Origin of the sequence: Dysgonomonas termitidis, assembly GCF_042654545.1 — a bacterium.
In the GTDB taxonomy this organism is placed as follows: domain Bacteria; phylum Bacteroidota; class Bacteroidia; order Bacteroidales; family Dysgonomonadaceae; genus Dysgonomonas; species Dysgonomonas termitidis.
On record NZ_JBHSGN010000072.1, the window covers coordinates 73,934 to 100,836 of the forward strand.

Below are 26,903 nucleotides of genomic sequence, written 5' to 3' on the forward strand. Positions count from 1 at the left end.
CGGCTGGACTGTAATTTTGCCGGTCAATAGTATTCAAACATAAAGACTAAAATTTACTCTGTTTTATATTCATCAGCTACAGCATCTTCCCAGTTATCCCATACCGGAGTATCAGGATTATAGCCATCATAGCCGTAATTTTGCCCCAGGTCACCTTTGTTGTTCGCCCTGATCTCCTTATTAGGAATCGGCCAGTAAATATTCTTTTTATCCATCATATAGTTGATGGAACCTTTGGTTGCATTAACGCTTATAGGGCCTTTATTATACATACCTTTCTTTGTAACACGCTGATACCAGTAGCTTCCGCCAGTAGCATCCGTACCGCTCTGTTTGTCGAAGGTATTCAAATTATAAGTATTTCCCCATTCGTCAGGTTTACCGCTACGGGCAAGGCATAGCGACACACGGGTCAACTCTACATTACGCCATTCTTCCCAGTACAATTCGCGGGCACGCTCATCCATAATGTCCCCGATAGTGACGGTAGAGTAAAGTTCGGTACATTTTGCTCTCTTTCTCACTTCATTCACATCATCCTTTGCTGTGGCATCGCCCAGATAAAACTTAGCCTCCGCCCTTATCAGATACGCCTCCGCCAAACGGTAAAGATACCAGTCGGCTATACCTCCATTTGTAGCGCCCCTGTTTCCGTCAGAGCCACTTATATTAGCTTCATTCACAGGGTCATCCAAATAGAATTTGTAATGAGGTACATCGAACCAGCGGCGGATAGTATCGCTACACAGCAGTTTTCTTACAGGTTTTCCCTCAATGACAGTATCATGAAAAAGTTTAACCGGTTTTCCAAACTCTGAGGACGCTTTATTATTTACGCGGTAATCTTCCATCCGTATCCAGTTGCCGGTGGCCGAACTGTGACGCAAGTCGGTGGCGTCCATTTTGCCGTTTACCTCCCATACTGTATGAGTCTGGAAGTAAGAAGGACGGAATGTAGCGATGCCTCGTCCGAATGCACGCATATAATCATACTTGGAATTATAATCAGCGCTATTGCGTCTTATGTTCATCAATGCCTGTTTGCTATCTTTTGTCTCTAGCTTTCCGTCAAAAACAAAAGGATATAGGATACGCATTGTTAACATTTTAACAAAAGATTCAGCTTCTGCCCCACGATTTGGCATCCCCATAATAACCTCTTTGTTCGCGGAAATAAGTTTATTTTCGGCACGGTGCATATCCCAGATTACATTACGGGTAATAGGCCAGGTGGCAGGTTCCCCGCCGTCGTTGAATGTTCCGAAATTTTCAGTCATTAGCGAATAGCCCGATTGGTTGATCAGAATATCTGTCTGGTCTTTGGCTTTGGCATACTCGCCCAATGCCAGATAACATTTTGCCAGCAACATGCGGCAGGCTCCTTTATTTATCATACCTATCACGGACATATCTTTCTGGTCAGGCACCCATTGCACGGCAAATTCCAAGTCCTTGACAAGCATTTGCAAAATGGCATCGCGTTTGGTCCTGCGGTAGTTTTGCTTAGGCACTTCTACCACTTTGGCTGTAAGCGGCACATCTCCATATTGAAAAACCAAAGCATAATAACGGAATGCACGATGGAAGTATGCCCTGCCTTTGAAAGCGTTTTTGGAGGCTTCATTCATTCCTTCAACTCCATCCACATATTGGATAATGGTATTGGCGTACATAACCCCTTTATAAGTTTCCTCATAGAAATACCACATGCTGTTTGTCCTGTCCAGGTTGTTCTGGGTCGATTGATCGCTTGTCGGTGTAAGCATACTTGCTATATTGTCAAGCATTCCACTCTTGTCGGTGGCAGAGCCAACCATCAGGTCGGAGAATATATATTCCGTTCCCAGGGTAAGCATTTCGTTATGGTCGGTCGAGTAATATCCTCTGAGATGGCGGTCACATATGGCCATTGCCGCCATCAGGCCCGATTCGGTAGTGAACGTGGCTCCGGGTTCATAAATGGATAACGGTTCGGGGCTCAGAAAATCCTCCGAACATCCGCTAAATAAGACTGCGCCTCCCATCAGCAAGCTGAGGCATATATAGTTCATTTTTTTTATTATCTTTTTCATATCTGTTACTATTAGAGGTTAAAAGGTTAAATTTAATCCCAGCGTATAAATACGTGTAGCCAATCCTCCATATTTTCCATTACCTGGATCGAAAGCCGGATCTACTTCAGGGTCACCATATTCCCAGTCTTTTGCCCATGTGGCAACGTTGCGAACAGAAGCATAAACTTTAACATTCTGCATATCGAATTTTGAAACCCATTTTTTAGGTAATGAATATCCTACGGAAATATTCTCAAGACGAATAAACGAACGATCGTATAATTTACCCGGACTGGCAGGCCCTCCTATCTTACTAGGTCCCTGGGCATTGATCCGTCCATACTGATTCGAAGGGTTGTCTATACCCCAGTATTCTTTTGCAGGCACATTCTGCAAAGCATAAGTCATACGTCCTCCATCGTCATCAAAATTAAGATAGTAACCTGCCAGACTCTTATGTCCCATATAAGAATAGATATTGAACGAGACAGTAAGGTCTCTCCACAATGTAAACTCGTTACGCACAGACCAATGGATAGGAGGCGATGTTTGTCCCAGGAATTGTCTGTCCTTGTCATTATACACTGGCTTAACAGAGCCATCAGCATTTACTATATCATCAGCGGTGTAGCTGTTTTCCACTTTAGGGTCACCCGGAACCTGTCCGTGTCTTGCAGCTTCTTCTACTTCATCTTTCTGCCATATTCCGGTAACACGATAGTTCCATATCTGGCTGACAGGTTTTCCGATAAACCAACCGTTTGTCAGGTCATCCATTTCTTTGCGGCCTGTTACATTGCCATTGGCGTCCAGCACGTCTTCATACTGGTAGTACAAGTGCTTTATCTCGTTTTTGTTGTATGAAAACCCGAATTTGGTAGTCCATTTAAAATCCTTGGTATCGATATTCAGCGTATTTAATGAAATTTCAACTCCACGGTTATCCACCTGCCCCAAGTTGGTAGTAATATTATTAAATGCCGTAAAGGTCAGCAGACTTTGTCTCATAATCATATCATGGGTTTTCATGTTATAATATTCGAGAGTACCCGATATGCGGTCGTTGAGGAATCCAAAATCAAGTCCAAAGTTCCAAGACGCGGTTTTTTCCCATTGCAGCTTAGGATTTGCCATCCGTTCCGCCATTAAGTAACGGTACAGGTTCAACTCCCCCTTCGAATCGATATAGCCATACATTTTACCGGCTCCTGCATAAAGGTTGGAGAGAGCCTGATAAGGGTCTGACAAACCTCTGTTTCCATTCTTTCCGTAAGATACGCGCAATTTACCGTTATTCATTATATGGCCCCATTTGAAGAATTCTTCGTTTGTAAACGTCCATGCAGTTCCTGCGGAAGGGAAAGTCGCATATTTATTGGATGCCCCGAATCCGGAATATCCATCCCGGCGAATAGTCCCGGTAACCATATAGCGGTCGTCGTATGAATAAAATAAACGGGCTAACAATGCGTCTGCCGTTTGGTATGTATCATAAGAATCGAACGTACTGTTTTCTTTAGTGCCATTTTTGGTATTGTGGAAACCTAATGCATCTGATGGCTGGATATTGCGGGCTTCAATGCGATCCTTCCATGATTGCAGTATCTCGGCTTCCTGCACAAGCGTTAGCATTGTGTGATGCTTTCTATTGAAAGTGTAATCCCATGCAATGGTATTGTTATGCGACCAATCGAAACGCTTTGCCTGTTCACGGTTTACTCCACGTGATGCGGGATCGGAACCCGGCAATTCGGCCGACATAAAATAACGGTCGTAGAAAAACTGGTAGCGTGGCGAAGCATTGAAAGTGTAAGTAACATTGTATGGCAGTGTTATTTTGGCATTGAGTATAGTATTCAATGTTGTGTAACCCTTTTCCAGTTCCAGGTATTGCTTCTGGAAATCGTAGTTATACCCCCTTTGAGCATAACTTCCATCCAAAGGATATTGTACAGGGTTGCCGTTCTCATCCGCATAATCGGCATAAGGGCTGTTGCGCAGCTGATAATCCAGGTCTATACCGACTTCACCGTCCGAACGGTTCTGAAAGTTTACGTTAGCGCCTATCTGAAGCCATTTGGTGACGTTAGCATCCAGTTTCATATTGGCGCGTATAGCTTCATATTCATCACTTTTTGCCGCCCCTTGATTTTTCAGGTAACCCAATGAAAAATAATAGTTTAAATTTTCTCCGGCACCGCTTATGCTGGCATTGTAGTCTTGGTTGAATCCTGTGCGGTAGGTCTTATCTGCCCAATCGACAGTCCTTCCCGCAAGAAGATTATCGAGAGCATTCCCTTTAAATTCCAAACGCTTGGCCCAGACACTCAGATCAGAATCACCAGTTCCGTTAACTGTATAACCACGCCATGTATCCTGAGATACGCCATAGCGGCCAAGACCGTCCACCCTTGCAAAATATCCGGTCGGAAATTGTAGGCTACCGTCTGTTTTTCTTGCCTGATATGCTTCATAAACACCGGTTTCCGGATTCACACCATAAGTTCTCTGTTCGAACCAATCCTGACGGTGTTGCAAATAGTCTTCCGGGCTGAACCTTGCGCGATAGTCGCTCTGTTGTGTAAGTCCGATGCTGGTGGTAAGGTTTATAACGGGTTTACCCTGTTTTCCCTTTTTGGTAGTGATAAGAATAACACCAGCAGCCGCTTTGGCTCCATAAACAGCTGCAGCCGAAGCATCTTTAAGAATGTCGATCTGGGCTATATCATCAGGATTGATTTCGGAAAGTTCCCCGTAAAATTGCATTCCGTCGAGAATGAGCAAAGGGTTATTGTGAGCGCCGTCGCTATAGACAGAACGCTGTCCGCGTATTTCCATGTTGCCACCACCTTTAGCAGTTGCGCTGTAACCTACCTGCAAACCGGGCGTACCACGCAAGATGTCCTGAACGGTCTTCGGATTTTCATTTGCCAGGGCATCGGGACGCACCTGGATAACAGAACCTGTCAGGTCCTTTTTTCTCATGGTACCATATCCTACCACAACGACTTCTTCCAGATTAAGAGCTCCCTCACTTATTACTATTTCATAGTGAGAATTTTCTGTTATTGTTACTTCCTGGGTAGTATAACCGATATAAGATACAACAAGTGTACCTTTCGACGGGACACTCAGTTTAAACTTGCCATCAAGATCCGTCATAGTTCCCAAAGTAGTGCCTTTTACCGCGACTGTGGCTCCGATCACAGGCTCCCGTTGGGTATCCAACACCGTTCCTGTAATATTTTTATTACTTGTCTGTGCATTCATATGAATGCATAAAAACATGCTGTATAAAATCAGCATACAAAATCTAATTTTTGAAATCATACAATACAGATTTATGGTTTAATTATATACAATTGATATATTTCATAGATATAAATATTGGGGGTTGTTAGGAATAATAGGTTTATCATTTTTTATTAATCCTCAAATTATCAGTAAGACTAACCGGATAAATCCTCGAATCTACTGTCTCTTCATTATCTTTCCATAGGCATAAATATTGGTAGTTAATTATTGATTATTGATTTTTCATTTTTTAATTTAGGTTGATTGCTATCAAACGCAGAAAACCTTCCTCCGGGTATTATATAGGGCATATGCTATATATCTTAATTCGTTAGGATTATAAGGTTTTTTGCTGGTATTTTAATAATGGAGGTTCAAAGTAAAAGAATCATGAATCAAATAAACGGGATAGCTTGTGCATTAAAGGAGAAATTCCGGTCAAACCGACCCTGTTGATTAAAAAGTATCATTTTCTGTTTATTTACATTTCTTAATATAGACCAATTTATCACTTAACGCTCATGACCACCGGTTTCAGGATATCATCGGCTATCTGCATAACCGGTACCGTTCCATTTGTAAACCGGACACTGGCAATATACATATGTCTCGGATGAATTTTCTCCTGATTGTTGTGTGCATGAAACACGATCTTCAGCTGTCCATTTTTGTCTTTAAACATGGCACTATGCCCCACGCCAACAAGTCTATCAGGCTTTTGCAAAATAGGGTTTTTATCGTATTTTGTCCAAGGTCCCATAGGTGAGTTCGCCGTAGCATAACCCACACCATAAAAAGGACTTTCGTAACTGTTTCCCGAATAGGTCATATAATACACGCCATTATATTTGGTAACAAAAGCACCTTCATTGACCCGGGGATGGACTTCTTCCCATGCCTGGGATACATTGATACATTTTGCTAAAGTAGAGTGCCTGATAGTTTTAAGATCATCCTCCAACTCTGCCACCCATATATTCAATCCATCGTTAAAGCGGTCGAAATACAAGTAAGGCTTCCCGTCATCGTCAATAAACAATGAATTATCTATACATTTTTCATCTGCGATCATTGGCTGTTTTTCATCCTGGACAAACGGGCCGAGAGGTGAGTCTGAGACAGCCACACATATGTGCTCGTCTGCCGAATAGTACATGAAAAATTTATTTTTCTCTTTTATATAATATACTTCAGGTGCCCAAAACCAGCGTTCGCCCCAGGAATCTTTCTGATGCAGAGCCAAAGCATCCGCTTTCTCCCAATGTGTCAGGTCCCCGGAAGTATATACTTCTATTCCATCTTTAGCATTTGTGCCATATGCGTAATAAACATTCCCGTGAAGCATTATAAACGGGTCTCCCAAGGCAATGGGACCGGTCTTCTCTAACTTGACTTTTCCGTTATTCTGGCAGGATGCTAATACAAAACTGAATAATACAGTTAGCAGGATATTGAGTATTTTCATTTGATAATAGATTTTTTAGACGCTCTTTAATATTTGTAACAATGAATTCGGGTAGAAGCAAAACTCGTTTACAAAAATAGCAGAGGAAGAATATGCTCCAGGATACTTTTTGAAATAAAAAGCGTAAAAATTAGTCAACATGATATGTTTGACCGAAAATTATCATATATTGATTACTTTTTATCATAAATATGCTTTCGACCCGATTTAACCGATTCATATATAAAGTAATTTTACTTATCAAAAACGCTTGCCGACAGATGAACCTAATTAAATATACCATCTTATTATTATCTGCTTTTACTAATTTGTTTTCGTTCTCCCAAAAAGAATCGGATTTTCATTTCAAAAAAATACAGGTTGACGAAGGACTGTCCGAAAATGCAGTTTATTGTATACTACAGGATTCGAAAGGGTTTATGTGGTTCGGAACAAAGGACGGATTAAACAGGTACGATGGAAGTAACTTCCGTGTTTTCCGCCGTAGCGCGGAGAAACCAAATTCGATAGGGAACAACTTTATACGGAGCCTGATAGAAGGGAAAGACCGGAAGCTTTATATCGGCACTGATGCCGGATTATATATAATGGATCCTGTGGAAGAAGTATTCAGAAAGGTAGAGAATACAACAAATAATAAAAAAGATTATCTGGCTTCTGCCGTCAATGCTCTTTATCAGGATCAAACCGGAAACATCTGGATAGCATCTATGAGTCAGGGCATATTTAAATATAATCCGAAACAAAATAAACTATCAAAAATAGAACTATCAAAAAATAGCCTGGACAACAACGCGAGTTGGACAATATACGGCGACCTCTCAGGAAATATTTGGGTAGGAACCCGCTTAGGCTTACTCAGGTACAATAAAGAAACAAACAAACTCGATCCCGTAGAATCCATGTTTGGGTTCTCCGAGGACTTCTCACACGAAACCCTATCCATAATGGAGGATAATAAAGGCAATTTGTGGCTGGGAACCTGGTCTAACGGTCTTTGCTTATACGACAAACAATCGAACAGTCATATATCGTACCTTAACAGGAACGATATATTTCAGTATGTAACACATATCAGGTCTATTTTTCAATACGATGATAAATCTTTATACATTGGTTCGGATGACGGATTATATCTATTCGATCTGGATACGAAGAAAGCCCAAAGAATAGATATGCCGCAACTACAGCATAGCCTCAGCGACCAGAATGTCTATTCCATCTATAGAGATAAAGAGAACGGAATATGGATAGGAACTTATTTTGGCGGAGTAAATTATCTGAATCCGTCCCAATTAAACATTGAAACCTATTATCCGGATCGCCGTGCCGGAACCTTATCAGGGAAAGCGATCAGCCAGTTCTGTGAAGATCAGCTTGGAAATCTATGGATCGCAACAGAAGACGGAGGAATAAATTACTTCAATTCCACAACAAAAAACATCAGTCAGCCAATAACAACATCTTACCACAACACACATGCCTTGCTCCTGGATGGAGATAATTTATGGATCGGGACATTTTCCAGGGGAATAGATGTATATAATACTAAAACGAAATCTCTGACTAACTATAACAGTAAAAGCGGAAACAACAACACACTGAACGACAATTGCGTTTTCTCGTTGTATAAAACCAGTAATGGTGACATCTATGCCGGTACTCCGGTAGGGTTAAATAAATATAATAAGGCTACCAATAGTTTTACACCCATAGAATCGATTGTCGGTTTTATTTATGATATAAAAGAAGACTATTCGGGTAATTTATGGTTGGCAACATATGGAACCGGTGTTATAAAACTGGATGCTAAATCCGACAAATGGGTGTATTATGACCGCATATTAAGCGGAGACAATCCCATCATAAACAGTAAATTAACCAGTATATACATAGACAGCCAGAGGCGAATTCTTTTCTCAAGTGAAGGAAAAGGTATTTTTATCTATGATTCAAAAAAAGACAATTTCGTAAATATTTCAGAATCGGATGGTTTGCCCAACAATGTAGTTTACGGTATACTCGATGACCCTTTCGGCAATTTATGGATCAGTTGTAATAAAGGTCTGGCATGCTTTAACTTATCTGCTCCTCAGAATTCGATTCTATATAATAAAGAAGATGGATTACAAAGCAATCAGTTTAATTATAAATCGAGTTATAAGTCAAAGAACGGAAAATTTTATTTCGGAGGCATAAACGGTTTTAACTCGTTTTATCCGCAAGACCTCAACGCAAATAAAAATATAGTAGTCCCACCGGTAGAAATCACAGGTATAAGTCTATTCGGAAATTCCGACCCGGAAACTGAAAACGAAATACAGATAAAACTTAATAAGGGACAGAAAATAAAATTGCCATACAATAAGTCGTCGTTTACTATATCGTATGTCAGCCTAAGCTATGTTACCCAGACAAAGAATCAATATGCCTACAAACTGGAAGGTGCCGATTCTGACTGGAACTATACCGGGAACAACAAGAGCGTGACGTACGTCAACCTGCCTTATGGAAAATATTGCTTCTGGATAAAAGCTACAAACAACGATGGTTTATGGAACGATGCCGGAGCTAAAATAGAGATAGAAATATTACCCCCGTTTTGGCTCTCATTACCGGCCAAGACTTTATACTTCCTTATATTAATATCATTGGTCTATGTTATCATGTCCCATTACTGGGCAAAAGACAGAAAAAAACGAATACAACAGCTGGAGGCATACAAAACAGAACAGGAAACTTTGGCCTTTAAATCGAAAATAGATTTCTTCACTACTATAGCGCATGAGGTGAGGACTCCGTTGAGTCTTATTACAGCCCCTCTGGAGGAAGTCATTAATATAAATGAAAATAATAGCGAGACAAAGCAAAACCTTCTGATCATTGAGAAAAACTGCAACCGGTTAACCGTACTTATCAATCAACTGCTCGATTTCAGAAAAATGGATTCAACTGTCTACGTCATAAATCCGGAAGACATTAATCTAAAAGAATTTGTTTACGAATTGTATGAGCGTTTCAAAAAGACAGCCCAGCGAAAACAAATAGACTTTGTATTAAATTTACCTCAGGATAAGGAAATAAGGATAAACTCCGATGTTGATGCGCTGACAAAGATAATTGGCAACTTATTGACAAATGCTTTGAAATACACAAAAAACCAAATCATATTATCTTTAGCCTGTAACAATGATAAGTCGTATACCATAACAGTCGAGGATAATGGAAGAGGAATATCCGACAGTCATAAATCGCTGATATTCGATCCGTTTTTCCAGGTTCAGACAGAAGACCGTAATATAGGCACCGGCCTGGGACTATCATTAGTAAAGAACCTGACTGATATTCTGGGGGGAACAATTCATGTAGCGGACGGGGCAAGTGGTGGAACACTATTCATTTTCCAGTTCTCAGATATAGAGCCATCATTTAATGAAACAACATCAGTTTTACCAGGCCAACCGATATCTCTCCAGACAGAAAGTACACTTCAACCGGAGACCGGCTATCAATACTCCATCCTGATTGTTGAAGACAACGCTGAAATGGCCTCATTTATAAAAAAGACCTTACTGAACGATTATACAGTCGATTCTGCACCCGATGCCTCAAAAGCGTTATTACTACTCGAAGAAAAGAATTACGATATCATCATATCGGATATAATGATGCCCGGTATAGATGGGATTTCTTTTACCAAAAAGCTAAAGTCAGATATTAGCTATAGTCATATTCCTCTGATATTACTGTCTGCCAAAACAGAAAATGCAGTTAAAATAGAAGGACTGCTATCCGGAGCTGATGTATTCATTGAGAAGCCATTCTCTACATCTTTTCTCAAAGCCCAAATTCTAAGCTTGCTTGAAAACCGCAAATCAATGCTGGAGGCGTTCAACCGTTCTCCATTAACATCCTATTCGATCCTCGTTTCCAATAAAAATGACGAGGTATTTCTCAATAAACTAAATGAAGAAATAGAAAAACATATATCGGAGGAAAACTTTTCAGTGGAATCATTGACCGGAATACTCAATATCAGCCGTTCCAATTTGCAACGTAAACTGAAAACTATAAGCGGTGTAACTCCGGGCGACTACCTGCGTAATTATCGTTTGAGAAAAGCCTGTAAATTACTGATAGAAACCGACATGAGAATAAATGAGGTTGCCTACAGTATCGGGTTCAACTCTCCATCTTATTTTACCAAAGTCTTTCAAAAAAGCTACAACATGTTGCCTAAGGATTTCGTGAACAAGCATTTAAATGAAAATAAAGATCAGTAAATATAAGTTTCATTACTAAACACACTGCATATATTATTCATCCTTATTTTTGGCCCCTCTCAGTTGTTGTGCAATCTGGGAATGTTTATCGGACAATTCAATATTCCCGATAGCCGCATAAGCCTCGGCTAAATATTCATGGCAGGCAGCATGACGGGGTTTCTGGTGGGAGGCTTGGATCAGATCGGTTAATGCCAGTTCCGCTTCATCTGTTTTTAGCCTGTTCTTACCTCTGTTATATAATGCTTTGAATGATAAAGGGCTTAATTCTACAGCCCTGTTAAAACACTTCATAGATTCATAATAATCCTCCTGATCGTAATAAGTAATTCCTTTTCTAATCCAGGCATCCAGATAGGCAGGGTCTAAATCCAGAGCTTTATTAAAGTTTGCCAGAGCAGCACGATAGTCCTTGTATGATACAATGCACTCATTGCCCATCTGATAATATTCCTTCGCTAAATTCTTTAATACTTCGGTCTGTTCATGCAGCCTGTTCTTTAATGCTATATTTTTTTCTTTAAGTGTATTTATTATATTCAGCTTTTTTCGGATATATCTTTGTTGCAACGGTTTTTCAATATCATAGCGGGCATGGATCGCCTTGAAGAAATGGTTTAAGAAATCATCAAAATTTCCTTCATCGAATTGCTCTATCGCCTCCCTGTATAGATAATTGGCATCCGATTCTTTAAGGGCCTTGTTTATTAATTGCTGATTATTGAACTGCTTGCTGAATTCAACAATTTCGGACCGGACAAATACGTCTGCTTTACTTATACTCTTTTTAAGGATCAGCCCGTCCAGCGAGGTACACCGGCTTAAAGCCACATAAGCCTGCCCTCCGGCAAAAACGCCCCCGCTAAAGTCTACAATTACATTATTGAAGGTAAGTCCCTGGCTTTTATGGATTGTTATCGCCCATGCTGCTTTCAAGGGCAGTTGTGTATATGTACCGATGATTTCTTCCTCAATCTTTTTCTCCTTCTCATTATATCTGTACCTGTAATTCCGCCATGTCTCCAACTCCACTTTCACCTCTATGCCGTCGTCTTTGAGAACATATACATGCCCTTCCTCATCTATTCCCGATACTATACCGATAGTACCGTTAACCCAGCGGCGGGGCCATTGCATATCATTACGGATAAACATAACCTGTGCCCGCTCCTTTAATACCAATTCCTGAGCCGTGGGAAGCGACGATTCCGGAAAGTCCCCCTCTTTGATGCCATAGCTGACAAATTCGAAGGTATCGAGCTCAGCCATCTTCTTTTCATTGATATAATCGACATTATCCCGCTTGGTGGCCAGAGTTATATACATATCTTCCTCTCTTGGACTGAAGCTCTGATTCACCCGATCATTGAGAAGGATAAGGTCATTGCTGCTCGATTTTCCGCTTCTTATGTTATTCAGTATTGAGATAAACTTTTCATCCGTCTGGCGATATATCTTTGTAAACTCTATGGGAATAAGGTGTATTTCGCGGAAAACATTCGCGGTAAAGAAAAAAGCATTCTGGTAGAACTTGCCGATTATCTCCCTTGTATCGGAAGTGACCACCGGTTCAAGCTGGAATACGTCACCTACAAATACAAGCTGCTTGCCGCCGAAGGGAATGCGCATATTATTTGAATAGACCCGGAGAATCCTGTCTATACAGTCTATCGTATCAGCCCTGACCATAGATATTTCATCAATGACTATAAGCTCCACTTCCTGTATAATCTTCCGATGTTCTTTCCGGTACTTAAAAAACTCAAAGATACGGCCACCAACAAGGCTCAGATCTCCATCATCGGGAGCCATCGGCCTAAATGGCAATTTAAAAAACGAATGTAAGGTCGATCCTTCCGCGTTTATCGCAGCAATACCGGTGGGAGCCAATACAACATATTTTTTCTTCGTTGTTTGGCAGAGATGTCTCAGAAAAGTGGATTTTCCTGTGCCTGCTCTTCCTGTGAGAAAAACGGATTGATTACTTCGTTCAATCAGGTCAAGAGCGTTTTTGAATTCTCTATTGGATATATCTATTGAGGTAGTCATAATGATAAAGCAAAAATAGGACTTTTTGTGTAAATCCTATTTTTTCTATTCCAATATTTCTATAAAATCCAGGCATATGGTTCTAACAATATTAATCTGACAGGCTATACCTTCCTGTCCATTGGACTTTGTGGATAACTCCGGGCGGCAAACCCTAATAATAAAAGGCAGGGGATCGGAAATCCCCTGCAATCCGGGAACAAAACAGCTTGCTTTATTTAATTCCCTTTTTGTATTTAAGTCACCATTTAATATTTACAGATACGCCTTCGGGATCATTCTCAAATTCCAGCAAATAAGTTCTGGACTGCTGATCCCAAGCGCCGGCAACGAATTCTTCTTTACCATCGACCTGCACGCTCACCGGATTCCGGGGCAGTAAAATCCGCGATACATTTGTCGTATTAACTGGACTTTTTGCTACAAACGAATAAGAATTCTTATCAGCCTTTTCTTCATAAACCCTGCACGCAGCAGCAAGTACCTGCGGTTTTTGTTTATCCGGAACCCTGTCTATATTCAAGTAGAATGCCTGCTCTCCGGACTGTATCATTTTCGATTTATATACAGGCAGTTTAGGATCGAACAGGTCGATAAGAGTGCCTTTTATCACATATGGTTCGTTACCGGTACTTTCGTCCAGAACAGCAACCAGGTCATAAACACCTCTTTGAAGATAAAAATTATTTTTGAAAAGCAATTTGCCCGCTTTCGCCTTCTGTTCATACATTCTTCTCACAACATCAATCAGTTGCTTATCGTTACCATTTTCCAGTACGAAATTTTTCGGATCTGTCCTGATAATATATACAGAGCCTTTCCCATAGCTGTATTCCCCTTCTTTAGGCGATGCCGCTATGTTCATCTGTTCAAATAAATGGCCGGAAGGAGCTGCATAATTATTGCCCCCTGTATTCCACCATTCCAGTACAGTCTGGAACGGATCGCTGTCGAGTCCGCTATATACCAATACGCCACCCGCTTTCACCCATTGAGCGATATGTGTATGGGCTTCCGGCGACAAAGGTTTCATATTCGAATAAGTCATAAGCAATACCTTTGTATCGGCCAGGGCTTCTTTATAGTCTAAATTTTCAATATGTACCGTTTTTACAGGTACTCCCCGCTTCAGAAAAGGTAAAGCCTGCCCGTAGAAGTTCGACAGCTGCGGGTCTTCATACCCCACATGTGTAGGAAATCGTTGAAACATCAGTGAATTAGCCATCAATACACTTATCCCGGCTGATCCTGTTACCTTGTTGTCCGACAAAGGCATATGATTCAAAGAGTTTACCATCACCTGCATCTGGGTAGAATAATGTCTTGGTATCCTTTCCCGCTGGTCACTATCCGGACTTGTCCTGTAAAGACCTTCATAAATACGCTCGGGCCAAGGCATTATCTCATAATCAGCTATATTGGGATATAGCAATTGTGCCGTAAATGTTGCCTGGTAATTCTTTTTATAGTCTGCCCAGTCTCTTGGCCAGTCTTCGATAGGGTCGGTCAGGAAAAACATTTTACGTCCCGTGGGGGCTGTCATGGATTCCATTGACCCGTATTCGAGAAAAGCCGTTTCAAACACCCTTTCTTTTGCCTTACCATTATAATAGTTTGGTTCGCGTGACGTCCCCGTCCATACCTGCGCTATATAGCCGTCGACACACGACAGGGAGGCCAAACTGGCTTCGGGACTGACGATCATCCATTGCGAATAATTGACAAGCGAATGTGTAGGTACATAGCACTTTACATCCATCCCTTTGCTTTTACCGTATTCCTTAGCATATGTAAATACTTCTTTTAAGGCATTATAATATAATTGGTATTTCAGTTTACTGGACAAATAGGTATTTTCGGGAGACTCATGCTGTGGCTTCCAGTCAAAGCCATAGAATTTTTTCCATTCCCGCTTAAAGGCTTCACTATAACCCGCGCGAGCCCAGAACTCCGGTTCTTCCATAAAGATGGCGTCAATACCGGCATCAATGACCCGTTTCACATGTTTTTCTTTTATGTATTTCAAATAATTTTCGGTGGGAACAATATAAGGTACCATATGTCCGTGCCATATCGTATCCCCGTTTTGTTGTACCTGTCCTTCGTCCAGATGCATTTTCCCATCCCACCGGCCGGTAAAGTATTCCTGATATTCACCCCATGCTATCCCTGTCATGAAGTGGACTGTATAACCCCTGTCACGCCATAACCGCACACGTTCTTCGAAAGGTATTCTCTTTGATTTATCGGATGGGTTTCCTCCTACTCCATATACCATAACGGCATCAGCCCTGTTATCTATTGTAGGCCTCCACTCCCGTGAAGTCTGGAATGTAGTCTTAACATTGTCTTTGATCTGGGCTTTCGGCAGAAGGGTAAGCCCAAAAAGGAATAAGATCAATACACTTTTTTTCATAGCTATATCCAAATTTATTCTTAATTGTTATTCCGAATCAATACAAACCTCAAAAAAGAGGGGAAAGGAAATATTCTTTACTTTTAAAAGTAAGTAATCAATAAAATTACTACAATATTTTCTGAATTAGTTATTTTTTTCCAATTCGTATCGTGCCAGGGTAGCGTATTCGGCAGCAAAAGCAAAGGTAAACATACCTTCCACCCTGTTATTGCCATTTTCACGAGTCCACCCTGCTAATAAATCAGGAGGAAGAAATCCTTTATAGAAGAAGTTTTCGTATCCGTAATCCAGGTTCTTCTGGAAACTATCGATATATGCAGACGCATTATTGTATGAAGGATATACATCGACATATGCACGCATCAGCACTCCATTGAACCAGTTGTTGAAGCCTATTATATCATATGTATAATACCCGGGCTTATTTACTCCCAGTTTAGCAAAATACCTGAAGCTGGCATCCGATAATTTTTTAGCATCTTCCACATATGTATTTTCTCCTGTTGCACGATACAAGTCGGCTGCACCGGAAAGCATGGAGCCGCAATTGTATGAATAGGCAGTTCCCACACGATCGCGCAGGTTGGTATGCTTGCGGTATGTCACGCCATTTACGGTTTCATATGCTACATTACAACCAGGGTCACAACCGCCCATCATATCGTAATACACTCCATCCCCGCGTAACAGGTTGGTCTTTTGCCATGCATAAACAGCGCCCGCAAATTTCAGGTAATAGTCACTTTTCTTTAAGGTAGCGGTTTTACGGCTGCCATCGGTTGCTATATATCTATAAGAAATCTCATCGTTCTTACCTTTATACAGTTCGTGCAACCATACCAGCGGACTTACTGCAGGCCCATTGCTACATGAATGCTTTGTTACATAGCCCGGCCCCCATGGAATACCTCCGTACTCTTTTCCATTGGTATCGAGAACACAGTCCCATCCATCCAGCACATAATCCGCCAGATATTCCGCTTCTGTCAGGTAAGTATTGCTACCCGTCAGCCTATAAGCTTCGATCAGTTCCCTCATTAACCACTGCTGATCGTCATATACATTATGGATACCTTCCACCTGTGCCGTTCCCTTAGCATTCCCCCTGTCTACTCCATATACGGACCAGTCTTTCGTTTGAGTATATGAGGTCAGACGGAACGTGCCCCTGTAATATGCTATATTATCATATAGTTTAGCCAACAAGGCTGTATAACGGTTAAAATGCTTGTCGTACAGTTCTGCCCGGCCGTTCTCCTTATGGGCTTTCAGTCCATGCAAAATTGCATTCACGGCCTCGATAGAGCTTGTATACATCCATACACTGCCTTTTTCATCAGCTCCATCCTTATTTACATTCGAATTTGTATAAGGATTATAATATCTCGACATTGCCATGCCTTCCCCTTTAAAGTGATAAGACACTGCACTGTCTACCAGCTGCATCGACCGGAGTATATTTTGCTCCGCAAGGTTGTCTGACCGGATAATTCCGGAATTATTGCCGCCTCCGTCATTATCGGCTTCAGTATTATCACTACATGCAGCTGTCATTGCTAAACAGGAACTTATGATAGAGCCCTGCAAGACAATGAACATAAAAACTCTCAAAATTTTCTCTAGTTTCATGTTATTCACTTAATATAAAGGAGTTGATTAAAAAGTAAAGTATCAGATAAAATGTATTTTAATTTTTCAGTTTATAATCAGCCAAAGTCAGCTACATAGTATTCTATATCAAATATATAGTTAAAGGGTTAAATTTTGGGTTAAAAGAGGGTTATTAACCGTAAAAAAATCATTAACCTGCCTATTTTATTCTCTATTTATTGAAACCTGGTCTCGTTCTTTAAGGATAAACGAAGTATATGACAAAAGCCATAAAAATTCAAGGCTGGGTCTCACTACGCCTCAAAACCGGCTAAATTTTCAAATAGCGGATAAGCCCAATCAGCTTTTTGCTCTACGCCGTCTCCACCGGACCAGGTTCCCCGCCTTTGAAATAAAGGCAGTTAAAGTAAAACCACGGTTTTATTTCTTATTTTCTTGTCATGCACTAAGGGAAAATTTAATCTTTTTGAAAAAAGTTTATCTATAGGTAGGAACTGTTAGCTTGTAGCTCTTTGAAAGATTATAATAATATTTAAAGATTGGGAAGAAGACAGATGAAAAAGCAGAAAAGTTGTCAACTTTGTCAAGTTTTAACAAGTATTAAGTTTTATGTGGTAAGTATAAAGTACTAATGCGTCAGCCACTGTTGACTGCTAACTGTTTACTGAAAGATGTTACCTTTTAACAAAAGCCTCAGTGAAACTAAGTGCCTTCTCAGTGGTTCTCAGTGTAACATGCAAAAACTGTTACTTTTGTTACCTTTTTAGAGAAAGATACGAGAGACAGGTTGTTTACTACTCGCTGACGAGATGTTTCATGTCTTTCAGCATGACAGACCACGATACTGTTTACTGCTAACTGTTGACTGTTGACTGTAAATGAAAAAGATCAACTTCTTATTACAACGGTTAGTTTTCGGGCGTTTATTCTGGCATTTTTTTGATTTAAAGGATTTTTAATATCTTTACGGCCAAAATCATTTTCTGATTTCAGTTATTACATAGCCATGATAAAAATAATAACAGTCGCAAAAACTTCTTTTTGCAAATATCTGTGTTATATATTTCTCATTTGGGGATTTTTAGTTTCGTCTGAATCATTTTCACAAGGGTTGAAATTTAACGGAGGAGAAATGCCTATAGACAAGCGTACATCTTATAATGTCTTTAGCAATAAATCTGTCGAATTCTCCCAATATTTTAATATTGAGTGTAATCTGTCACTTTATCCTGACACACCAATAGGATATATTATCCGGATCAAAAATGAGAAAAGTAATACAATCTATAATCTGTTTTACGACGGACAGGGACAAACCCATACCTTCAGCTTCAATGAAGAAGGTAAAAGCAATCTGTTTACAGCGGAAATAGACATGGATGAACTCCTCAATGTTCACTGGTTCAAAATGAGAATATCATTCGACCTGAAAAACGACTCTATAAAGCTCACCATCCACGATCATACATTCGGAGCAGGAAATGCAAATCTTCCCGATAAGTATTCTCCGGTCATTATCTTTGGTAAGAGCGATCATATTATCGATGTGCCCTCGTTTGGGATTAAGGATCTGTCTGTAGGAAATCAGGAAAAGTATTCCTTTCCTCTGAAAGAGAGTGAGGGCGATATCGTTCATGATTCGAATGGCAAGGCTTTAGGAGAAGTTTCCAACCCAAGATGGCTGATCAACGATTCCTACCACTGGACATTTTTAGCCTCATTCAAATCTAAAACTGTAGCCGGGGCAAATTATAATCCTGAAAAGAAGGAAATATATTATTTTAACCAGGATTCGGTCTATATCTATAATGTCAGATCAGGGAAAACAGGAATGAGGGCTTTTAGTAATAAATGTCCTGTACAGCTAGCTTTAGGAACTAATTTCATTAATACAAAGAATCACAGGCTATATGCCTACGAGGTTTATAATGACAGAGTACCGGAGGAGGTAACTATGGCGAGTATCGATCTGACCGACTTTGATAATTGGGAAACCGAGTCTACAGATGAACTTCTGTCCCAGTTACATCATCATGGTTCTTATTTTGATCCTTCCACATCCCGGTACACAATATTCGGGGGATTCGGTAATATGCATTATAATCAGAATTTTTATTCTTTCGATTTTAACTCTAAGGAATGGCAGATTCTCGGAGACTTTAAAGGAGACGTCATTTTCCCAAGATATTTTTCATCACTCGGATATCTGGAGAAAACAAATTCCATATATATATTCGGAGGTATGGGGAATGAATCCGGAGAACAAGTTGTAGGACGGAAATATTTTTATGACCTGCATGAGATAAACCTCACAACAAAACAGATCATAAAACGCTGGGAAATACCGTGGAATGAAGACAATGTAGTTCCTGTAAGGGGAATGGTCATACTCAACGATTCCTGCTTTTATACGTTATGTTATCCGGAACACTTTTCCGACTCATATCTCCGGCTTTATCAGTTTTCGTTGAAAGACGGGAGTTATAAAATCCTGGGCAATTCTATTCCCATACATTCGGACCGTATTACCACAAATGCCAATCTGTATTATGACAAACAGCTCAACAGTCTGTATGCCATTGTTCAGGAATTTGATGATGATATTGTTTCCGACCTGAAGGTTTACTCCCTTGCATTTCCTCCCATAACGGCCGAGGACCTGGTCAGCTATCAGCGTTCCGCCGAAGAAAGTGCAATACTGATAATAATTATTTCCTGTGTGGTTATTATAACCGTTACGGTCCTGTTCTTTATGCGAAAATCTTCCAGAAAAGTGCATAATATGAAACACAGGCTGAACAAGAATGCACTGGAAACTGCCCGCCCTAACTCGGTTTATCTTTTCGGAGACTTTACCGTACTGGACAGATCTGGTAAGGATATAACCTATATGTTTTCAGTGCGGCTGAAACAAGTGTTCTGCCTTATTCTGCAATACAGTATGGAGGGCGGCATCACATCACAGCGCCTGAGTAATTTGCTATGGCCTGATAAGCCCGAAGATAAGGTAAAGAATTCCAGAGGTGTTACCATTAATCATTTGCGAAAAGCCCTGAGCGAACTTGACGGCATTGAACTGGTTTATAATAAAGGCTGTTTCAGAATAGAGCAATCAGAAGAATTCTATTGTGACTACACCCGCTGTATGCAGATTATTTCGGCAAATGACACCGAAGGAAGCAAGCAGGAATTGGTGAAATTACTGGCCAGAGGTAAATTTCTGAAATCTTCGGATCAATCTTTGTTCGATTCATTCAAGACAAGTGTAGAGCACAAACTGGAACCCGGGCTATTACTGGAAATGGAAAAAAGCTTTGAAACTGAAGCCTATCAGACCACAATCAATTTCGCGGAGATCATTTTCAATATGGACCCACTGAACGATCAGGCTTTAGCTTATCAGATCAAGGCTTTGCAACGTTTAAAAATGGACGAAGAAGCCCGTATTAAGTATCAGGCTTTCGTAGTTGAATACAAGAAGACCATGGGAAATGATTATCCCCATTCTTTTAAAGACTTAAGCCGGATTAATCGAAATTTCATCGGATAATCCGCCGTCTTATTTTTCGTTCATTGTCAAAGGATTACTGGAACAATCTTTAATAATTACCCTTCCGTTTTCTTATTGGAAGACTCGGGAACATCTTTCTGAAACGAACCATATATGTCTTTATATTGGTTCTGGCGATAATGAAAGTTACAGCCAGGATAATTATCAGCATTCCCAAGGCAAGCCTTGGTGTCAACAGCTCCCCGAAGACAATTACGCCGAAAAACACGGCTGTTACCGGCTCTAACGCTCCCAGAATAGCCGTAGGTGTGGAACCGATGTATTGAATGGCACTTGTTGTACACAAAAAAGATATAGTGGTGGTAAAGACAGCCAATGCAAGCAAATTGCCCCATAAATACCAATCATCCACTATATACAGGCTTTTCCCGAAATCCACACGTACCAGAAATAGCGATAGACCAAAAAGCAATGCATAGAAAGTCAGTTTCAGGGTAGCAGTGCCTTTAAGTACTGATTTGTTGACACCTACAATATAAACAGCGTATGAAAGAGCCGAAACCATCATTAAGACAGTTCCGGTAAGACTGAGAGTGGAACCATCGCCGCCTCTGTAGAGCAACCCTATACCGAGCAATACCATTAAGATACATAATATGGTTTTGAATGTCAGTTTCTCTTTAAATCCGATTACCATGATCAGTGCTACAATAACCGGATAGACAAACAATAACGTCGATGCTATCCCGGCATCCATATAATTATAACTTTGAAACAATGTCAGGGAAGAAAGGGCAACAAGCAGGCCGGCAAGAACTAACGGGAATATTTCTTTAGGTTTCAATTTAAAATCACGTCCTCTGACCTTTATCATAAACCCTAATATAGGCAGGGCAAAAAGATAACGGAAAAACAGCACAGAATCAGCGTCCATTCCTGCCTGGTACAATGGTAAGGCAAATAAGGGATTCATGCCGTAAGTGGCTGCGGCAATCGCCCCCAATATATATCCTTTGGCCTTATTATTCATAGTTTGAAATTTGCGGCAAAATTACTATTTAAAATCTAGCAGGCTCAAACTATTCCGGTTAATTTTCTATCCGGTGATATCAATAGTTCTGAAAACAATGTAATCTGATAATATTCCCATAAGGCACGGCTCCGGTTCGATGTAAAAAAACAAAAATATTCAGAAGAAATAATCCCATCTCTCCTTTTTATTCTAATTTTACTAACTTTCTAATATTTATAATTTTGTAAAGAGAGGTTGCAGTTTATGAAGAAGATATTTTTCCTTATTTTATTGATATTATTCATTAATGATGTTTCTTCAAAGATATCACAGGATACAACTCTCCATAATATCCATAAGTTAATAGAACAGAAAGACATATACATGTCTGAAAAAGAAAATAAGATATCCGAGATAAAAAAAATGCTCAAAGTGCCCAATATAACGGCAGATCAGAAATACGGCATTAATCTCGACTTATATAATGAATACAAAACCTATATCTCAGATTCAGCTATTTATTATGTAAAACAAAATAATTTAATCGCTGAAGATTTAAAACATACAGAGTGGATATATGAATCCAGACTGGATTTAACTTCATTGTATATCATTGCCGGAATGTATATTGATGCCATAAATATTCTGGAATCGATAAACAGTAAAGATCTCCCGGATTGGCTACTTATCAAATATTATGATTGTTACAAGCAGTTATATAACTATTACTCAAACAATAACCCCTACACTCTCATATATGCGGAAAAAAGTAAATTATACAGGGATTCCCTGCTCAATGTCCTGGATAAAAAATCGAACCATTACAAAATAGTATATGCTGAAAAACTTTATGATAACTACCAGCTGAATGAAGCCAGGCAAATACTACAGGAACTCCTTGCCCACACAGAATCGGACACACATGAAAAGGCGGTACTCGCTTATGCCCTTGCAAATGTTTACAAGAAAGAAGGAAATATCGGCTTACAAAAACACTATTATGCCATATCCGCCACATGTGATATAAAAAACGCAATCAAAGAAAATGCGTCGATGCAGGCGCTCGCCTCCATTTTATATGAGACAGGCGAAGTGGAAAGAGCTTATGACTGCATAAAATCATCGATGGAGGACGCTATGTTTTGTAATGCACGGTTAAGAACATACGAAGTTTCCCAGATATTCCCCATTATAGACTCTGCATACAGGGAAAATATAAACAAGCAAAAGGCCGAACTGCAATTATTCCTCATTCTTGTCAGCGTATTGTCCATATTTCTGATAATAGCAGTTATATATGTATACAGGCAAATGAAAAGAGTTGCCCGTATACGTAAAGAACTATATAGGACCAATGTAAAACTGAACGAGTTGAATAATGACTTACAATCTACTGTTAACCAGCTCAATATTGTCAACAGGGAACTCTCGGAAGTTAATACTCAACTTTCGGAAGCCAATCAGATAAAAGAAGTATATATAGGACATTTTCTCGACCTGTGCTCGACTTATATCAACAAATTGGAGAAATACCAGAATACCCTTAATAAAAAGGCTGTGGAAAAGAAACTCGATGAATTATACAAGATGTTGAAGTCGAGACAAATGATAGATGACGAATTAAAGGAACTTTATGAAAATTTCGATAATATATTTTTGCACCTGTATCCCAACTTTGTTGAAGAATTTAATTCACTATTAGTAGAAGACGAGCAATTTGCACTAAAACCGAATGAATTATTAAATGTAGAACTCCGTATATTTGCATTGATACGGTTGGGCATAACCGACAGTTCCAAAATAGCAAACTTCCTCCATTATTCTGCGAATACGATTTATAATTATCGTACCAGGGTCCGGAATAAAGCCGCCGTCCCCCGCGAAGGATTTGAATCTATGGTCATGAAAATAGGTGCTATTAAGAAGAACTGAAGCATACCCTATCTATATTTTCGCAGGCACAAATATCAGTTAATAAACTATAATACAACTGATTGTATCTTTTTGTCTTCTATATTTTATCAATGCAAATTTTCTTCTAGCATTTACTCCTCATATTTTTGTATTTGAGAGGTTATACTCTTTTAAGTTTTGTTACCTAAAAGATAATATTAACCATAAATCAAATAAGAAAAACTAATATCATTAATTGTATAGACCATGAAAAAAAATCAAAAAAGGAAATGGGCCTATTTCAACAGGATAGCCCTGTTTATGCTCTCTTTGATCTTCGCTCTTAATTTATCGGCACAGAACAGGAAAAATATTACGGGAACTGTTTTTGATGAAAAAAGAGAAAGTATCATCGGCGCATCTGTTTCGGTAAAAGGCACTACCAATGGAACAATAACGGACATAGACGGTAAATTCTCTATAGATGTAAATGAAAGTGACATTCTAACAATATCCTATATAGGCTTTTTATCACAGGAAATTCCGGTTGCCGGCAAATCCGACCTGCAAATCATTCTGAAAGAAAATGCAGAAATGCTGGATGAGGTCGTAGTTGTAGGATATGGGGTAATGAGAAAAAAGGATCTGACGGGGGCTGTTTCCTCAATCGATTCAAAGACGATGCAGGACAAACCTGTCGCCAATATCGGAGAAGCTCTCCAAGGAAGAGCTTCCGGTGTGCAGATCATAAATTCCGGTGCGCCGGGTAGTAATGTATCTATCCGTATAAGGGGAATCAGTACCATTAATAACAGTGAACCATTATTGGTAATCGACGGAGTACCTACCGACCTTTCTCTAAATGCGCTCAATATGGACGATGTACAAACCGTAGACGTATTGAAGGATGCTTCTGCAACCGCTATCTACGGATCGAGAGGTGCAAACGGAGTAGTCCTTATCACCACCAAAAAAGGAAAATCCGGAGATGGCATCGTATCTTTTAGCGCCAACTGGGGGATACAGGATGCGACAAGCATACCCGACATGCTGAATGCCAGCCGGTTTGCATCATTCCACAATGATATGATAGCAAACTATAATGGCTCGGAAAGCCTGATGCAAAGGCCAGACTTTGCCGATCCTACAGCATTGGGAAAAGGTACAGACTGGATCGACGAATTATTCAGGACAAGCCTGATCCAAAACTATTCGGTATCATATTCCGGAGGTACGGACAACAGCAACTATTATGTATCTGCGGGAATCCTGGATCAGGAAGGTATTGTGACCGATACATCCTACAAACGCTATACAATCCAATTCAATGGCGAGTCGAAAGTTAAGCCCTGGCTTAAGTTTGGAAACAATGCAACATTAAGTCACGATAATAAAAAACAGGGTAGTTACAGCATTCGTGATGCGATGGCAGCCCAGCCTACACAGGCGGTTTTCAATGAAGACGGCACATACTCCGGCCCCGGCAATCCTGCCTATTGGTATGGAGACATCAAAAATCCGGTAGGAAACGCGAAAGTCAATAGCCAGAGTACCAAAGGATATAATCTGCTTGGAAATATTTTCGCTGAAATAAACATATTGAACAAAGTAACATTCAAGACTTTAGGCGGTATTGATTTCAAGTTCTGGGATCAGGGAAACTTCAGCCCTAAATATGACTGGAAACCGATACCTCAGCCCGAATCGTACCGGTATGAAGAATCGAATAAGAGTTTCACTTATCTGTGGGACAATACACTTACCTATATCGACACGTTCAACGAGAAACATCATTTGAATGTTATGATAGGTTCAAGCGCCCAGAACAATGTCTATAACAAAATGAGCGCAAGCATACAGGGCTTTCTGAGTGATAAAAATAACCAGTTATCCAACGGATTGAATCAGCCGACTGTAGGCGGAACCAAAAACGACTGGTCATTACTATCGTTCATGGGCAGGGCAAACTATAATTATGCAGACAAATATTTACTCACACTGACAGTCCGCCGTGATGGTTCATCCCGTTTTTCAAAAGACAATCGCTGGGGTACATTCCCTTCTGTGGCAGCGGCATGGCGCATATCGGAAGAGTCCTTTTACAGTAAAAACAAATGGGTAAGCGATGTTAAACTCAGGGCAGGATACGGTGTTACAGGGAATCAGTGGGGGATAGATAATTATGCCTATTTTACGAAGCTGAAAACAGGACAATATGTATTCAACGGCATTCCGGTTTCTACACTTTATCCACGTGTAATGCCTAATCCGGATGTAAAATGGGAAACCGTAAAACAATGGAATGCCGGTATCGACCTTTCGTTAATCAACCAACGCGTCAATCTTTCGCTCGATGGATATATTAAAAACACGACCGATATGCTTGTCCCGATGGCAGTACCTATTACAACAGGCTATAACGATGTGCCACCCGATGTGCCAAGCGTAAATGCCGGAAATGTCCGCAATGTGGGATGGGAACTGACTGTATCGTCCCAAAACCTCAGAGGAGAACTGGAATGGAACACAGACCTGAATGTTTCTTTCAATAAAAATAAGGTAATCAGCATGAATGATGGTGTTCCTTTGTTTACAGGCAACGATATTAATATGACGAAAGTATTGGTAAATGCAGAAGGTAATCCGATCAATTCATTTTACGGCTATGTAACCAACGGCTTATTTCAGAACTGGAATGAGGTCAATAACGCATCGATTCAGGTTCCGGGAGGAACAGCTCCGGGCGATATACGCTTCATGGACTTAGATAGTAACGGAGTAATAAATGATAACGACCGCACATATATAGGTAATCCCACTCCTGAATGGTCGTTTTCCATGAACAATAGCTTTGCCTATAAGGATTTCGATTTGCAGATATTCCTGCAAGGGGTTGCCGGAAACGATATTTACAATGCTAACCGCATCTGGCAGGAAGGAATGGCCGTACCTCAGAATCAGACAGCAAAAGTCCTCGACCGGTGGACAGGCGAAGGCACAAGCAATTCGGTTCCCCGGGCTGTATACAGCGACCCGAATAAAAATGCCCGCCATTCAAACCGTTTTGTGGAAGACGGTTCCTATTTAAGAATTAAAAACCTGACATTAGGATACACACTGCCGCAAGTTATTTCGAAGAAAGCTTATCTGCAAACAGTACGTTTATATATGTCGTGCCAGAATCTTTACACTTTCACCAAATATTCAGGATTTGATCCCGAAGTCGGAGCCAATGGTGTAGACCTGAGTACATATCCGCTTACACGTACAATCAGTTTCGGAGTGAATGTCAAATTCTAATATCAAAAAAGA

General features: G+C 40.2%; 11 protein-coding genes. 4 read left to right on the forward strand and 7 right to left on the reverse strand.

All coding sequences use genetic code 11. The annotated features are described in order from the left end of the window. Window positions 1-53: 53 nt before the first annotated feature. From ACFO6W_RS11580 to ACFO6W_RS11590, 3 genes are all read right to left on the reverse strand, one after another. Complete coding sequence (locus ACFO6W_RS11580; RefSeq protein WP_379996550.1) at window positions 54-2,072, reverse strand: RagB/SusD family nutrient uptake outer membrane protein; 2,019 nt, start codon at window positions 2,070-2,072, stop codon at window positions 54-56. An 18-nt stretch (window positions 2,073-2,090) separates the two neighbouring features. Continuing rightward, complete coding sequence (locus tag ACFO6W_RS11585) at window positions 2,091-5,324, reverse strand: SusC/RagA family TonB-linked outer membrane protein (RefSeq protein WP_379996552.1); 3,234 nt, start codon at window positions 5,322-5,324, stop codon at window positions 2,091-2,093. A 532-nt stretch (window positions 5,325-5,856) separates the two neighbouring features. After that, window positions 5,857-6,813, reverse strand: a complete 957-nt coding sequence (locus ACFO6W_RS11590) for a glycoside hydrolase family 43 protein (RefSeq protein ID WP_379996554.1) — start codon at window positions 6,811-6,813, stop codon at window positions 5,857-5,859. A 260-nt stretch (window positions 6,814-7,073) separates the two neighbouring features. Between ACFO6W_RS11590 and ACFO6W_RS11595 the strand changes: the two genes are divergently transcribed. Beyond that, window positions 7,074-11,096: a two-component regulator propeller domain-containing protein gene (locus ACFO6W_RS11595; RefSeq protein ID WP_379996556.1), complete on the forward strand. Its 4,023-nt coding sequence runs from the start codon at window positions 7,074-7,076 to the stop codon at window positions 11,094-11,096. 33 nt (window positions 11,097-11,129) lie between these two features. On the opposite strand, the gene ACFO6W_RS11600 is transcribed toward ACFO6W_RS11595, so the two are convergent. The 3 genes from ACFO6W_RS11600 to ACFO6W_RS11610 all read right to left on the reverse strand — a co-directional run bounded on the left by ACFO6W_RS11600 (window position 11,130) and on the right by ACFO6W_RS11610 (window position 17,163). Continuing rightward, window positions 11,130-13,145, reverse strand: a complete 2,016-nt coding sequence (locus ACFO6W_RS11600; RefSeq protein ID WP_379996558.1) for an AAA family ATPase — start codon at window positions 13,143-13,145, stop codon at window positions 11,130-11,132. Between the two features lie 241 nt (window positions 13,146-13,386). Beyond that, window positions 13,387-15,561, reverse strand: a complete 2,175-nt coding sequence (locus tag ACFO6W_RS11605; RefSeq protein WP_379996560.1) for a hypothetical protein — start codon at window positions 15,559-15,561, stop codon at window positions 13,387-13,389. A 126-nt stretch (window positions 15,562-15,687) separates the two neighbouring features. Then, entirely contained in the window at window positions 15,688-17,163 is a 1,476-nt protein-coding gene (locus ACFO6W_RS11610; RefSeq protein WP_379996592.1) for a glycoside hydrolase family 76 protein, read from the reverse strand. Window positions 17,164-18,307: 1,144 nt separating this feature from the next. On the opposite strand from ACFO6W_RS11610, the gene ACFO6W_RS11615 reads away from it, so the two are divergent. After that, a complete protein-coding gene (locus ACFO6W_RS11615) occupies window positions 18,308-20,725 on the forward strand; it encodes a DNA-binding transcriptional activator (RefSeq protein ID WP_379996562.1) in 2,418 nt (805 codons plus the stop codon). A gap of 49 nt (window positions 20,726-20,774) precedes the next feature. Here ACFO6W_RS11615 and ACFO6W_RS11620 read toward each other — a convergent pair whose 3' ends face one another. Next, on the reverse strand, window positions 20,775-21,716 hold the full coding sequence (locus tag ACFO6W_RS11620; protein ID WP_379996564.1) for a DMT family transporter: 942 nt from the start codon (window positions 21,714-21,716) through the stop codon (window positions 20,775-20,777). 246 nt (window positions 21,717-21,962) lie between these two features. On the opposite strand from ACFO6W_RS11620, the gene ACFO6W_RS11625 reads away from it, so the two are divergent. Together ACFO6W_RS11625 and ACFO6W_RS11630 are read left to right on the forward strand one after the other, a co-directional pair. Continuing rightward, window positions 21,963-23,630 carry a DUF6377 domain-containing protein gene (locus ACFO6W_RS11625; RefSeq protein WP_379996566.1) on the forward strand — a complete coding sequence of 556 codons (1,668 nt, stop codon included), beginning with the start codon at window positions 21,963-21,965 and terminating at the stop codon, window positions 23,628-23,630. 228 nt (window positions 23,631-23,858) lie between these two features. After that, window positions 23,859-26,891 (forward strand): SusC/RagA family TonB-linked outer membrane protein, encoded by a 3,033-nt coding sequence (locus ACFO6W_RS11630; protein WP_379996568.1) that lies wholly within the window; start codon window positions 23,859-23,861, stop codon window positions 26,889-26,891. Window positions 26,892-26,903: the final 12 nt, after the last annotated feature.

Excerpts from the sequence above, each read along its gene's own strand:
- ACFO6W_RS11615 (WP_379996562.1), top strand. The coding sequence starts at position 18,308 with ATGCCTATAGACAAGCGTACATCTTATAATGTCTTTAGCAATAAATCT.
- ACFO6W_RS11580 (WP_379996550.1), bottom strand. The coding sequence starts at position 2,072 with ATGAAAAAGATAATAAAAAAAATGAACTATATATGCCTCAGCTTGCTG.
- ACFO6W_RS11600 (WP_379996558.1), bottom strand. The coding sequence starts at position 13,145 with ATGACTACCTCAATAGATATATCCAATAGAGAATTCAAAAACGCTCTT.
- ACFO6W_RS11585 (WP_379996552.1), bottom strand. The coding sequence starts at position 5,324 with ATGAATGCACAGACAAGTAATAAAAATATTACAGGAACGGTGTTGGAT.
- ACFO6W_RS11590 (WP_379996554.1), bottom strand. The coding sequence starts at position 6,813 with ATGAAAATACTCAATATCCTGCTAACTGTATTATTCAGTTTTGTATTA.
- ACFO6W_RS11605 (WP_379996560.1), bottom strand. The coding sequence starts at position 15,561 with ATGAAAAAAAGTGTATTGATCTTATTCCTTTTTGGGCTTACCCTTCTG.
- ACFO6W_RS11630 (WP_379996568.1), top strand. The coding sequence starts at position 23,859 with ATGAAAAAAAATCAAAAAAGGAAATGGGCCTATTTCAACAGGATAGCC.
- ACFO6W_RS11625 (WP_379996566.1), top strand. The coding sequence starts at position 21,963 with ATGAAGAAGATATTTTTCCTTATTTTATTGATATTATTCATTAATGAT.
- ACFO6W_RS11595 (WP_379996556.1), top strand. The coding sequence starts at position 7,074 with ATGAACCTAATTAAATATACCATCTTATTATTATCTGCTTTTACTAAT.
- ACFO6W_RS11610 (WP_379996592.1), bottom strand. The coding sequence starts at position 17,163 with ATGTTCATTGTCTTGCAGGGCTCTATCATAAGTTCCTGTTTAGCAATG.
- ACFO6W_RS11620 (WP_379996564.1), bottom strand. The coding sequence starts at position 21,716 with ATGAATAATAAGGCCAAAGGATATATATTGGGGGCGATTGCCGCAGCC.